7 protein-coding genes are annotated in these 14,036 nt (G+C 55.0%); all 7 read right to left on the bottom strand.

What is annotated here, in order from left to right:
* Positions 1–11: 11 nt before the first annotated feature.
* A complete protein-coding gene (locus NST84_RS14240; protein ID WP_342566195.1) occupies positions 12–2,744 on the bottom strand; it encodes an FAD-dependent oxidoreductase in 2,733 nt (910 codons plus the stop codon).
* Between the two features lie 20 nt (positions 2,745–2,764).
* A complete protein-coding gene (locus tag NST84_RS14235; protein WP_342566194.1) occupies positions 2,765–3,601 on the bottom strand; it encodes a carbohydrate ABC transporter permease in 837 nt (278 codons plus the stop codon).
* A gap of 3 nt (positions 3,602–3,604) precedes the next feature.
* On the bottom strand, positions 3,605–4,588 hold the full coding sequence (locus NST84_RS14230) for a sugar ABC transporter permease (RefSeq protein ID WP_342566193.1): 984 nt from the start codon (positions 4,586–4,588) through the stop codon (positions 3,605–3,607).
* Between the two features lie 54 nt (positions 4,589–4,642).
* Entirely contained in the window at positions 4,643–6,163 is a 1,521-nt protein-coding gene (locus tag NST84_RS14225) for an extracellular solute-binding protein (RefSeq protein WP_342566192.1), read from the bottom strand.
* 195 nt (positions 6,164–6,358) lie between these two features.
* A complete protein-coding gene (locus NST84_RS14220) occupies positions 6,359–9,592 on the bottom strand; it encodes an alpha-mannosidase (protein WP_342566191.1) in 3,234 nt (1,077 codons plus the stop codon).
* A 32-nt stretch (positions 9,593–9,624) separates the two neighbouring features.
* Complete coding sequence (locus NST84_RS14215) at positions 9,625–12,777, bottom strand: alpha-mannosidase (protein WP_342566432.1); 3,153 nt, start codon at positions 12,775–12,777, stop codon at positions 9,625–9,627.
* Positions 12,778–12,968: 191 nt separating this feature from the next.
* Complete coding sequence (locus tag NST84_RS14210; RefSeq protein ID WP_342566190.1) at positions 12,969–14,018, bottom strand: LacI family DNA-binding transcriptional regulator; 1,050 nt, start codon at positions 14,016–14,018, stop codon at positions 12,969–12,971.
* Positions 14,019–14,036 lie beyond the last annotated feature (18 nt).

Raw genomic sequence — 14,036 nt, 5'->3', positions numbered from 1 at the left:
GATAACAAGGCTTAACCGATTGCAGAGGCAGCTGCTCCGGCTGTAATTTGCTCCGCAATCCATAATTGCTCAGTCCTGTCCCCGCCGGCTGCTTCCAATATGTCAGACAGTCCTTCCGGCCAAGGCTCATCTGCAATATAAGCGAGCGCAGCATGCTCCGATATGAGTCCCTGTTGTCGAAGATGCTCAACTGCCGGCAGCACAAGCAGCTCCCCGGTGCCTGCCGTTTCGGCAGCTTCCCAAGACCAATGGACATCCAGATAAGCCTCCTCCGGATAATAACCAGGCCGAAGCCGCATAGATAGCCTGTTACCGCTATGGCTCCATTCCATCCAGGCACAGTCTGCCGACTCTCCAAATGACCCGGAGCCTATCAAAACCGCAGTCAATGTACCTGAAACGGCCTGCACTTTAACTCCCGTCCGATAAGTCTGCCCAATAATTCTGCCGGCGGCAACCAGCCCTCTGCCGTTCTTATAGGCGATCTCAACTAGATTCCGCCCTTCTGCCCTCTGCTCCTCCAGACAACGTGCCTCATACAGAACGCTTACCCCGGCATTCTGCAAAAGCTGGTCCGCCGCCAGTTGCACCAATACAGGCTCCAGCTGCTCTCCGTTCCACGCTCCTTCTTGTCGCAACAGATCAATCAACTCGTATGCGACTCCGCCAGCAGACTCGTCAAGCCCTTTAAAATAGGTCACTCTGGACTTCGTAACCTCAGTCATCAAAGCACTTCCGTCAGCAATCAGCACCACTTTCCTGCCTTGACGGCCCAACGTTGCCGCACAGATAACCTCTGCGGTCCCGGCACCAATCACTGCAACATCAAACTCACCGAGCAGCGGGACAGCCCCATCTTCAGGCACACTCTCTCTAAAACTCCAAGGAAGCAGCCGCACTGCCGCATTGCGGACATACCCCCGCGGATCGGCCGCAGCAGCCGCCGCACCTCCAATGTCCCTCCCTTGCTCCCCGTTCAAACTTGCCAGCAGCGCTGCCGCTCTGAGTTCAAGGCTCCAGCCGAGCGACTCCGGCCGGTCCCCGTGCATCCGGTAATCCGTTCCAAGTTCACCGGATGATAACCACACCTCAACAGCACCGGCAGCTTCAGCACGTTCCCCGGCGCTCAGCACCGGACAAATAACAGACAAGTAATCCAGTAGAAAAGTGCTGTGAACCGCGCCAGGCTGATCTTTAAGTGCAGCAGCCGCCTGACTCACTCCAGCGGTGCTTTTCAGCATACGCAGCAGTACAAATGAGGCAATCCAGAACGGTACACATTTGGGATGATTGCTGAGCTTGTTCATATCCCTGGCGGCAATGCGTTCCAGCAGGTATGGAATGGCTTCTTCTCTTCCCAGCTTAGCCATTGTGATAGCAGCACAGAATCTAGCCTCCGGTGTGCCTTCATAAAGCTTGCTTTCCAGCAAAACGGTGACCTGACGGTCTTGTGCAGCTTCAGCTGAACTGGCCAGCAGCCAGATTGCCTTCCACCGCTCGTCCGTCTCGAAATAATATGCAAGCTGTTCTGCATACGAAGCGGCGCTCTCCCTTCCCAGCTCCACACCAGCCAGCTCACCGCGCTTAAAGCGCAGATTCCGGCCATGAGTCCGCTCCAGCTCCTCAGCCTCCAGCACTCCCCGTTCGACCAGCCGCTTCTGCAGCACGGAACGGTCCAGCTCACGCGGTGCAGAGCCGGAACGGCTACTCATTGCAGCGGCAACCCCTGCCGCCTCGCCAACCTTGTGCATGTCCTTTTGCATCCGTACACCCATTCCCACATCCCGGTCTACAGACAAGGCCCGTCCGGCCACCAGCAGATTTCCGATACCGGCAGGCAAAAGCGCCCCGTATGGAATATCGCACCACAGGCCTTTGACGAACAAGCCCATGACCGCAATCCACAGCTGGCTGAACTCACTTTCATTCCCTGTATCGAAGCCGTGATTATCCAGATGGGAATAGCTGCGGCAGATCACTTCCGGTGAAGGCCGGTCTTCAATATAATCCTCCAGTGTAATTGTAGTGTCTCCTTCGATCCGGCCGCCTTCCCGGACCCCGAGCATGGACGAGACTGCAAAATAATGCGCACCCTCTGCATACCCCTCCCTGACCCATTCACGGCCGCGGATAAAAGCCCGCGACACATCCCAGGGATCGTACGGATCTACCCATCCGGCATCCAGATTGTCATACCCGATCTCCCCGTCCAGCACTCTGCGCGGAATGAAGGAATAATTGTGATACACGCCGTCCAGCTCGCGGCCGTACCTCAGCCTGCCCCCGGCCATTCGCACGAGATGGGCATTCCCGGTGCCGTCGATGGTCACCCCTGCACGAATCTCCAATCGCCCTGCCGGTGACAGAACACGCACACCGGCTACATTCTCATCCTCTTTAATAACCTCATACACAACGGAATTCAGGTGAACCTCAATTCCCTTTTCCCGGCAAAGGGCGGCAAGCATCACCCGCTTGGCATCCGGATGAAAGCCCTTGGTTTTGCCTCCGAATATTGCAGCTGCCTCTGAGGTCCGGCGGTCAATCTCCTCCTGCAGCCCTCCGGGAGAACCGTAATAGTACCGGTGGATACCGCCGCGGGTAGCAACCCCGCCAAGTGCAGTATCATTTTCGATCAGGATGACCTTCGCTCCTTCCTCAACAGCCGCAATAGCCGCCACACAGCCTGCTGTTCCGCCTCCAACAACGAGAACCTCCGTCCGGACTGATTTTGACTGGCCCAATTCTTACACCTCCTGCCTGATTAGCCTTTGATGGAACCGGCCAGACCTTCGATAAAATACCGCTGCAGGAACAGGAATACGATGATGATCGGCACCACCGACATAACCGCCCCCGCCGCCAGACCGGTCCAGTCCACACTGTTCGTTCCAAAGAAGTTGTACATCCCGACACCCAGCGTCCGCAGCGACGGCTTGCTTAAAGTGAACGTCAGCGGAACAAAAAACGCATTCCACGCCCCGATAAAGCTGAAAATTGTTACCGTGCCGAGAATCGGTTTAGACAGCGGAAGCATAATGCTGAAGAACATCCGGAAATAACCGGCCCCGTCAATTGTTGCGGACTCCTCCATCTCTTTGGGCAGCGAGGCAAAATAGCCGACGAACAGCAGGATGGATACGATTTTGGACGGACCCGATTCAGCCAGGATAACTCCCATCAGTGTATTGTTGAAGCCCAGGCCGACGATCAGCTCGAACAGCGGAAGAATAGTGAAGCCTTTGGGCAAGAACATCGAGATGACCAGCATGGTCATGATCAGCTTTTTACCGGGCATGCTGCCTCTTCCCAGCGCATAACCCGCCATGGAGGTAATGACAAGCACAAGCAGGACAACCGAAGCGGTAACAATGACCGAATTGAAGAAATATTGATAAAAGTTAGCCAGATCCCACGCCCTTACAAAATTGTCGAACGTCGGCTCCTTGGGGATGATGTTGATGCCGCCCAGGAACATTTCACTTTGCGATTTAAAGGAAGAGGAGATAATCCAGATAAACGGATAACTCCAGATTAACGTGAAGGCAAGCAGCAGGACCTGGGCCGGCAGCTGTCTAAGGAATCGGTTTAGGCGGTACATGGCTTAGGCTCCTTTCGTGCCGGATCTGCGGGCAGCTTTACCGGTCAGCGCCTGAATGATAACAACAACAAGCACGGCCAGACTAAACAGGATGCCTGCTGCCGAGGCGAAGCCGTAACGGGAAGAGCCGCTCTCGGGTTCGAATGCATAACGGAAAATGTAAGTCTGCACCACATCGGTCGCTTTTACCGGCCCGCCTTCAGTCATTGTTCGGACCAGATCAAACGGATCGAGGTTGTTGATAAAAGTGAGCAGTGTTATTACAAGGCCAATCGGCGCCAGCATCGGAACGGTAATCCGGAAAAAGCTCTGCACCTTGCTCGCCCCGTCGATTTTGGCTGCCTCATACAGCTCACCCGGAATCGTCTGCAGCCCCGCAAGCCAGTAGATCATGGGCGTACCGAAGCTTTTCCAGACAGAAACGGCCAGCAGTGTCGGCAACGCAAGTGTAGTAGATCCCAGGAAGTTGATTGGCTCATTAATCAGCCCTGTGCCCAGCAGCATTTCGTTGATCGCACCGCCCAGCGGGTTCAGCAGAATCGAGAAAATAACACCGATAACCGCTGTAGTAGAGATAACCGGCACGAACAGCAGCAGCCTGTATACATTTCTCCCCGCAAGAAACTGGTTGTTGAGAATGACCGCAACGATCAGCGCCAGCGGCATCTGGATCAGCACATGCGTCAGGGCGAAGAGGAACGTGTTCATAAAAGCATTCCAGAAGCCCGGGTCGGATGCGACCTCCCTGAAGTTGCCAAGCCCGATAAAATCCGTCGGCCAGCCGATGCCGTCCCAGTTAAAGAACGAATAATACCAGCTTGCAATCATCGGCCACAAGGTAAAAGCGGCAAAGAACACCAGCATCGGCAGCACGAACAGGTAATGGTAGCGGTGCTTCTTGATCTGTTTGAACAGCTCCGCTCTTTTGGAGAGCGGAGCCTTGCCGGCGGAAGCAGGAATACTCTGCTGCGGTGTGCCGTAACCCATCGTGAATTCACTCCTGTCTGTTTCTGTATGGTTTCCGGGACTACAGGTTAACGTTTACTCGATAATATAATTCTCCATCGGATTCCAATCGGGATATTTAAGGTCCTCTCTGCTAAAATCAATGCCGCCGTCGTTCGCAATCTTGATCTGCTCATCGATGACCTTATTGGCCTTGGCATCGTAGTCCTCTGCCAGCGGTACCGGATCCTCGTTGCTGACTACCGCTTTCAGGAATACCTCCTGAATCTTCGGCTTCGGCATGGCATCGCTGATGCTCTTCGAGAACTGGTCATAGTTCTGGTTATTCGTATTGACTGCAGGAGCCATCCGGATGGTCTCATCCATGACCTTCACAATCTGCTCCATGTCTGCGGACATTGTTATGCCTTCCATTGCTGCCGGCATCAGCACGAGCTCTTTTGCATATTCATAATTCGCCCGTTCAAACTCCACTGATCCGAGGAAATCCAGTACCTTCCAGGCGGCATCCTTCGACTTCGACTGTGAGCTCATTGCATAACGCGGCTCGGCAATCGTCGGAGTATCCCGGTATCCGCTCCGTCCGGCATCCGGTACAGGTGCAGCTGCAATGCCCATATCCATACCCTCATTCAGCTTGCGGATTTCCTCGGCCTGCCACGCTGCCCCGATGAACATCGCCACGCGTCCGGCTGCGAACTGCTGGTGCATCTGCGCGGTATCCCAGTTCTCCCAGCCCGGTGCCACTATCTTCTGCGCGTTCAGCTGCCGCAGGATTTCTACGACCGGTGTCGCCGACTTCGACGAGAACTGTCCGGTTTTCAGGTTGATGATCGTGTTGCCCTCATACCCGATTACTCCGCCTTCAAGCCCGGAGCCGAGGCCCGAAACACTTAGTCCGAACACCGCCGGTGCTTTCCCCATCATGGCGAAGCCGTATACCTGGCCCTTGCCTTCTTTTGTAATCTTGGTCGCTGCTGCGACGAATTCACTATGCGTCTTAGGCGGTTCGCTGTAGCCGTACTGCTCCAGTATAGTCTTGTTGTAATACAGCGGTCTTACCTTGTCGAAGCGCGGGTCGCGGACCGGAATCCCGATGATCTCCCCGTTCACACGAGTCTGGCTGGTGCGGCTGAAGGCCCCTTCCGGGAAGCGGGCCACAAAAGCATCATCGATATAGCTGTCCAGCGGCTCCACCCATTTATTGTCATACACCGTTCTCGCCTGCGGCTGGCCGCCTTCAATGAAGAAGATATCCGGACCTTCGTTAGCCGCAAAAGACAGCTGCAGCGCATTGTTATACTGCTCCGTCGGATTGGCAATGACCGTCACCTTCACCTCTGGATTCGCTTTCATAAATATGTCCATTTGTTCCTTGTAAAAAGCTTCATCACCCGGTCTGGCCGAAACGATCGAGAAATTCACCTTCTGCACTTCAGCGGCTGTAGCCGCAGGTGCCGTTGTAGCCGCCGAACCGGACGGCGGTGCGGTTGCATCCCCGCTTCCGGCATTGTTATTGCCGCCGCAGCCGGCCAGTATCCCGGTAAGGGCAAAAACCGCAGTCAGAGATCCGATCAGTGAACGTTTTCTTGTCACTTGCATGCACTCCCCTTTGTTTAGGATCGATCATCGCTGGAACCTGTTCCTCTAGCTTACAGTGTTATTGTAGCAAGCGCTCACAAATTAACGTATCCCATGCATCTACGATCCGGGTGGAAATATCTATCCTCTTGTGCTGCCACAATAAAAGCAGCTCCTCCCAAGGGGAAAAGCTGCTTAATGGTCATGCTATCAGTGAAGGACTGCTTTTATTGTAACCACTTCATAGGGTGCAAGCGTGCGGGTTACCGTCCCGCTCTTTAATGATAGTTGCGGGTTCTCCTCCGGCTGTTCCATCAGGTTGGTCTCTATTACCCTTATCGAATCTCTGCCCGGCTCGTCAGACAGAGTATCCTCACTTGCCTGCTTCTGTCCCTCCAGTCCGGCAGAGAACGCCAGCTCCAGCTGCTCCCTGCCGCCGCCGGATTCATAGAGCCGGATTACAGTTCCGCCGGAGTCCTCGGCTATTTTAATTGCATCGACAATACCGTGGCGGCTCCGCACCTCCAGTAATGAAGCAGCAGAAGGACGTACGCCCTCATGTGCTGCTGTGGCGTACAATGTCATCGGCTGATTAAGCTCGAAGCCTTGCCGGACCACATCCCCTTCCCTCCAGCCGCCCTCATGCGGATACAGGGAATACGTGAACTCATGCACCCCGATATCTGCGGTGTTGTCCGGCCAGCGCGGGGAGCGCAGCAAGGACAGGCGCATGATGCTGCCTTTGATGTTGTAGCCGTATTTGCAGTCGTTCAGCAGGCTTACCCCGTAACCGCCTTCCGACAGATCCGCCCAGCGGTGTCCGCACACCTCGAACTGGGCCTGCTCCCAGCTCGTGTTGGTATGGGTCGGCCGCTCAATGCTGCCGAACGGGATTTCATAGACCGCCTTGGCCGAGCGGATATCTACAGGAAAAGCAACTTTGAGCAGCTTGTGCTCCTCATGCCAGTCCACCCGGGTTTCGAAATCGACACGGCGGGACTGATGATACAGAATCAGATGCTGTTCGATCAGCGAATCATTGAGCTGCCAGGAGAACTTCAGGATGTCCCTGGTCTTTCCTTGAAGCATGACCTCACTGGAGAGCAGAACGGCTTCCGCCGCCGGCTGCTCCGCAAAATGCGGATCAATATCCCAGGCATCCCAGACCGTCGGGCGGTCATGAAATAGCTGCAGATGATTGGCCGCAGACCCAGACGTAATCAGCTCCCGGCCGGCTGCTTTATCAACCCAGGAGACAATCTGTCCGGAGTTGTCAAACTGTAAGCTGTAATTCCCTGTTTCCCAGCTTTGCAGATTTGCAGCAGTTCTGGCAGTCTCCCGGCCGGCTGCAGATTCATCAGTCCCGCACGTAATTGTCTCCGCATCTTCATCCGTTTTATCCCGCAGCCAAACCGTAGTATAACCCAGCGAAGGTACCTCCCCCGGATAGAAGCTCATCTGGTAACTGTCTTCGGTTTTCAGCAGATCGTACATCAGCGGGTTTCCGCCGGCATCGTACGGGGCTTTGTTCAGCAGCTCGGCTCCTCCGGTCAGTATGGCAGCATCGCTGCGGTTCCAGGAAAGGCTGTTAAACAGAAGCAGCGGGGTTCCTGTTCCCTGGGTATCTACAGCTGCAGCCAGTGCCTCAAGTCCCCTGCTAAGCGCTTCTTTCCCTCGGCTGAATATTTTCTCATAGTGCTCTGCCGATTTAACATATACCTCCGGGATCGAAGTGCCGGGAATAATATCATGGAACTGGTTCAGCAGCAGCAGCTCCCAGCCTTCCTGGAGTCCGCCCTGCTGCAGCTCCGCACATTCCTCAAGTGTCGACACACCTGACAGATAGGACAGGGAGTTCCAAATTTCGGCTTCACGGTACAGCGCCTCAGCCTTGCGGTTCCAGCGCTTGTTGCTACCGTGTGTCGTGTAGGTTCCCCTGTGCAGCTCCAGGTACATGTCGCCCGACCAGACCGGAAGCTTGGGAGCAGCCTCGCGGACACCGTCAAAGAAGTCATGAGCGGTGCTGAACCGGCTCACCGGAAGACCGGGCAATGCTGCAGAACGGCTAATGACCTCCAGCATCTCCCGGGTCACGCCACCCCCGCCGTCCCCGTATCCGTAGAGCAGCATCTGCTCCGGATGGGCTTTTTTCTGCTTATAGCTGTCCCAGTGCTCACCCACATCTCCCGGGAGTGTGTTCTCATTAAGGCCATGATTCAGGAAGGACAGAACTTTCGTTCCGTCAATGCCTTCCCAGTAAAACAGGTCGTATGGAAAAGCGTTCGTGTCGTTCCAGTTCATTTTGGTGGTCATAAAATAGTCCACCCCGGACTTTTTCAGCAGCTGGGGAAGAGAAGCGCAATAACCAAACGTGTCAGGCAGCCACTCCACCCGGGAGGTTTTTCCGAATTCCCGTTCATAGAAAGCCCGGCCATACAGCAGCTGCCGGACCAGCGATTCCCCGGAAGGAATGTTCAGATCCGGCTCAACCCACATTCCGCCGACAAGCTCCCAGCGCCCTTCTGCGACTCGCTTTTTGATCTGTTCATACAAATCGGGAAAATGCTTCTTCACATAAGCGTACAACTGCGGCTGGCTTTGCGAATACAGGTAGTCCTCATAATGCTCCATAAGCGTAATAACGGTTGAAAAGGTCCGGCTTGTTTTTCGTACGGTCTCCTTCAGCGGCCACAGCCAGGCGAGGTCAATATGCGACTGGCCGACCATATGCATCGTTCCGGCGTCCCCCGGATTCCGGCTGCCCGCAGCAGCCTGAAGCTTGCTCATCAGCTGCTCCTCCGCCTGCCGGAAGAGCTCCTCGTCCGCCTCCGCCGGGTTCCCGATAAACAAAATTGCATCCTCAAGCGCTTGTTCCAGCTGAAGACGTTCAGCAGACCTTTCCGCCAGCCTGTTCAGCGTCTCCATAGATAAGGTGACTGTGAAATACAAGCTTTCGGCAGCCTGGTTCACAGTTACCAGCCGGGCTTCCTGGAATTGGACAGGCGGGGCATCGTTATCCTTCTGGCCGTTTAAAGGGTCGTCGGGAATGAGCGGCACATGATACAGCTCTATATTCAGCTTCAGCTCACCGCTTGCCGCAAGCGTTCTGGACAGAGGAACAAAGCTTCTGTTCTTGTCGAGTCCATGATAGGGAACTCCATTGATGGACAACAATCCCTCTCCTCCGGCCTTGAATACAATACCTGCCTGTTCATCCGCCCATTCCTCCGGTATCTGAACCGCCGCTTCCAGAAATAGCGTTTCTCTAACCTGGCTCTGCAGCCGGCCGGGAGCAGCAGTTTCCCGTTCAGCCTCATACCGGTACTCTCCTTCATCCGCATAAAACGCTCTTTGCAGGGACCACTCCCCGATATCGCGGCTTTCCTTAATCCAGCGCAGCTGCAGCTCTTTCTGCAGCCGGTTAACCCTTCTGATCAGCGGCATGTTCATTCCTCCCGGATAATGAGTTAGCAGAGCTATTCAAAGAATTTGATAAGCAGGGTATGAATTTCATAAGGCTTGAATTCAAGCTCGATTTCACCGCCACTGGCAACCTCTCCCTGAGGACGCTCCATGAGATCGCACAGCTGCCAGGAACGGACGGGATATCCGCTGCTAAGCTTGACTTTCCGGCGGCCGCCGAAGAATTCATGCAGCCGGATCACACAACTGTCACCCTGCTCAGACCATTTGACGGCATCGATGGCGACTCCTGCAGCGTCCGTTCGGAACAGTGATTTACCTGTTTCTCCGTTGAGTCTTCCCTCTACCGCCCGCAGCGGATTGTTAAGCATCCACGCCTCCTCTGCCGTACGTCCCTCGGCCCAGTCTCTCTCATGCGGCAGCAGGCTGTACGTGAACCGGTGTTCACCCTGATCGGCCTGCCAGTCCGGTGCGGTTGCTGACTTAATCAACGACAGGCGCATCACATGATCCTTGATGTCATACCCGTACTTGCAGTCATTAAGCAGGCTTACCCCATAGCCCCGCTCCGACAGATCCGCCCATTGATGCCCCACACTCTCAAAACGCGCATAATCCCAGCTTGTATTCCAGTGAGTCGGACGCTTCACATTACCATACTGGATATCATAAGTGGCCTCTGTCGAACGGACGGTTACCGGAAAAGCAACCTTAAGCAGCTGATGCTGCTCATGCCAGTCAACCAGCGTCTCAAAATCGATCCGGCGGCTTCCGGCATACACCTTCACCTTCTGGATTACCATTGAGTCCATATACTTCCAGGAGAACTGTAACACTGCTGCCAGCCGGCCTGAGTGAACCAGCTCCATAGAGACAAGTTCGGTGATTTCCCGTTTTTTCTCCTGATAATACAGATCAATGTCCCAGGCATCATACTGCTTCGGCTTATCCTCGAATACCTGCAGTACATTTCCGCATTCGCCCGGAGCGAGCACCTCACGTTCAGCATCACGGTCATACAGACGGCTTAACTGGCCCGATTTGTTCCATTCCATAATATAGTGAGGCGTAGTCAGGATAGGGTATTCCCATACAAAAGAGTCCGTTTGAGCTGCTGGTTCAACATTATCAGTAAAATGTGCACTAATGACTGCCGTTGCCAGCATCGGGATCTCCGGCGTTTCAATCAGCCATTCGTTGCCCAGCTGCTGTGCGTTCAGTAGTGAACCGTTTTCATCCCTCCACTGTCTGTGTTCAGAATCTTCGGCATACACGGTAAGGAGTCCTGCCTGGTCAAAGGAAGCCCCGTTAAATACCGTATATGCTTTTTTGTCCTTATCCTGCTTGGATAAACCCGTTAAAGCCTCTGCAGCTGCCTTGGCTGCCTGATTTCCGATCTCCTCAGCTTCCGCATACTCGGCGCGCGAATCCTCATAGACCTCCCGGATGGATGAGCCCGGGATAATATCGTGGAACTGGTTGCGCAGGATGATTTTCCAGCCTTTATCCAATTCCTGCTTTGGATACTTCTCGTAGCTGCCCGATTCGGCAGCCAGCAGCACCTGAAGCCATTCCGCTTCACGGTACAGCAGCTCCAGCCGGCGGTTCATTTTCTTATTGTAAGCCTGACTGGTGTAGGTTCCTCTATGGTACTCAAGGTATAGCTCACCGTCCCAGGTATGGACATACTGATCCGTGCTGCGGATCGTCTCGTTCAACCGTTCAAAATAATCATCCGCCCTGCCCGGTTTCACATTTGGCACCCCCGGTATAGCATCAAGCCTCCGCCGCATCTCCAGATGCTCCCGGTTAACCCCGCCGCCGCCGTCCCCGTATCCATAGGCCAGCAGCAGCTCGCGGTTCAGATTCTTGTCCCGGTAGGAGTCCCAAATGCCCTGAACAGCAAACGGTTCCATTAAGCCGTTGTAGGTATAATACCAGGCGCTGGATTCCGGACCTTCCGGTGTCGTAATAAAGTGGGCAAGCACCTCGCTCCCGTCCATCCCCCGCCAGTGGAACGTATCATGCGGCATCCGGTTGTACTGGCTCCAGCTGATCTTGGTTGTCATAAACGTGTCTATACCCGATTTGCGCAAAATCTGCGGCAGCGCCCAGCTGTACCCGAACACATCCGGCAGCCATAAATATTTGCATTCTACACCGAACTCTTCGCGGAAAAATTTGGTCCCGTATAAAATCTGACGCACCAGCGATTCGCCGCTCGTCAGGTTACAGTCTGCCTCCAGCCACATCGCGCCGCCGGCCTCCCAGCGGCCCTCTTTGACCCGCCCGTCAATTTCGGCATACAGCTCAGGGTAATCCTTCTTGATGTAATCGTACAATTGCGGCTGTGTCTGCAGAAAAATATATTCCGGATACTGCTTCATCAGCCTCAGCACAGTGGAAAAAGAGCGCGCCGCCTTCTCCCGCGTATGGGTAAGCCGCCACAGCCAGGCCACGTCGATATGGGTATGCCCTACGGCCGATACTGTTACCGGATGCTTCTGTTCCATCGCCGTAAGCCGCGCTGTCAGCTGTTCATCCGCCTCCCTGACAGAAGCATAAAAAGCTTCGCTGCCCGGCCTTGACCAGTCCAGCAGGCGGAAGGCCCGGTCCAGCACGGTCTGCAGCTCCTGCTTCAGCGGATCACTGCCGCCAAGCGATTGGTATACGGCCAGCATCGCCCGGCCGGTGTAATACAAATTGTCGGCCGGATCATCAAGCCACGCGAGCTCCGCACGTTTGATCCGGTGCTCCTGCGGTACCGGCAGTCCGCCGCCTTCAAGGCCCGACCATAGCCGGAAGGTAAAGCTAACTGCCGTACCCGCCGTCTCCGGCTCCAGAAAAACCTCCTGGTGATTGGAGTCCACCCCCTGGTATGGCTTCCCGTTCAAAAACAGCAGCGACTCAAAACCGCTGTTATTCCCGCCGCCCGTACGTCCGAAATCGAACAGGCCGACAATCCGTTTATCCTGCCAATGGGCCGGTACCTCGACCATTCTGTGCAGCCAGAGATACATATCCCTTCCAGTCCAGTAATCACCGACCCGGTATGAATCCCCCTCCTTCAAATCCGGCGGGTATACACCGTTGGCGCCCTCCTTATCTTCAAGCCCAAGCCATTCTGTCAAGAAAATAGTCTCACGGTAACGGTAGCGTTCCAACTCAGCAATTCGCGCCCCAAGCTTTTCCTCTGTCCAAAACAACGCTTTCATCCTCCTTTATATAACACGTGTTATATACTAAAAGGAAAAGGCGATCCTCTATGGGATTATGCCATTTCCAATGCGGTGCGGATGATAGCCGGGTCCGCTTTTTATAAGCCGTTCCGTAAGTTGGTTAAATCAGCTTTATAAACCTAAGCAGCACTGTTTCTCTTGCTCTATAATGCCAAACTTTATGCACTCTCTCCCGGTCTTAAGACCGCCGGCAGCCACAGCTTACCGGGTTCCCCAGCAGCCCCCTGCTCCAGCTGCTTCAGGATGCAGCGGACGGCTTCTTCACCCATACGTACATAGGGTATTTCCACACAGCTCAGCCGGGGTACACTCAGGCGGTCACCCTGGATAGTATTATCTGCAGCCATAACCTTCAGCGTATCGCCAATGCTGAGACTGAGATGGCGGGCTGCACGGTAGAGGTCGGGAATTGTACTTGACCAGTTCACCAGCACCGGCGGCAATGCGTCGCCGGCCTCCGCCTGAAGCTCAGTCAGCCAGCTGATCCAGCCTTGGGCGCCTTCCAGCTCATCCATCCGCCGGATCTGCGGCTGGTAGCCATGGCCGCTGCACCATTCTTTATAGGCGTTGCGGCGGTTTTTCTCGGACCAGTTGATCCGTCTGCCGTCTGCCCCGCGATGTACCTCCGCATAGACTGGCCCAGCCTGACACTCTGCTTCATCCCTGCACAGATAATCCAGTGCTGTGAGGACACTGCCTCTATAGTCTGCCAGCACGGAATGAACCCCTTCTGTCTCTGCGTATCCTTCCACGGAGACGTAGGGAACACCAGCTTCGTGCACTTTAGCAGCCCAGTCAGCACTTCGGTAGCTGGTATTATCCAGCGTTACAATCCCGTCGATCTTGCGCTGGTGATACAGGTCCAGCAGCGCGCTTCTGGCTTCACCCGGCCTCCGCTCCCCTGGAGAGCAGAGCAGAATATGGTATCCGGCCGTTTCGCATTCCCGCTGCATTCCTTCAAGCAGCCGCATAAACAGCGGATGTCCGGTGTCCCCGAATGCAGCCAGCGTCATGCTGCGGCCGGTCTTCATGCTGCGCGCCTGTGCATCCACGTGATAGTTCAGCTCCGCAATCGCGTGCAGCACCGCCTCCCGGGTCTGGGCGCTTACCCCGATGCCCGGTGTATCATTCAGCACAGCGGATACAACGCTGCGGGATACGCCTGCCAGCTTGGCTACATCGTGGCTGGTCACTCTTTTTTTGCTCATATCAGCACCTCGCCAAAA

The sequence above is a fragment of the Paenibacillus sp. FSL R7-0345 genome, from assembly GCF_038595055.1.
Taxonomy (GTDB): domain Bacteria; phylum Bacillota; class Bacilli; order Paenibacillales; family Paenibacillaceae; genus Paenibacillus_AQ.
Note: the sequence above shows the minus strand (reverse complement) of the source record. Positions and strands in the feature narration are given on the sequence as shown.

What these genes read in the sequence shown, in the direction of transcription:
- NST84_RS14220 (WP_342566191.1), bottom strand. Translation starts at nt 9,592, where the DNA reads ATGCCGCTGATCAGAAGGGTTAACCGGCTGCAGAAAGAGCTGCAGCTG.
- NST84_RS14230 (WP_342566193.1), bottom strand. Translation starts at nt 4,588, where the DNA reads ATGGGTTACGGCACACCGCAGCAGAGTATTCCTGCTTCCGCCGGCAAG.
- NST84_RS14235 (WP_342566194.1), bottom strand. Translation starts at nt 3,601, where the DNA reads ATGTACCGCCTAAACCGATTCCTTAGACAGCTGCCGGCCCAGGTCCTG.
- NST84_RS14210 (WP_342566190.1), bottom strand. Translation starts at nt 14,018, where the DNA reads ATGAGCAAAAAAAGAGTGACCAGCCACGATGTAGCCAAGCTGGCAGGC.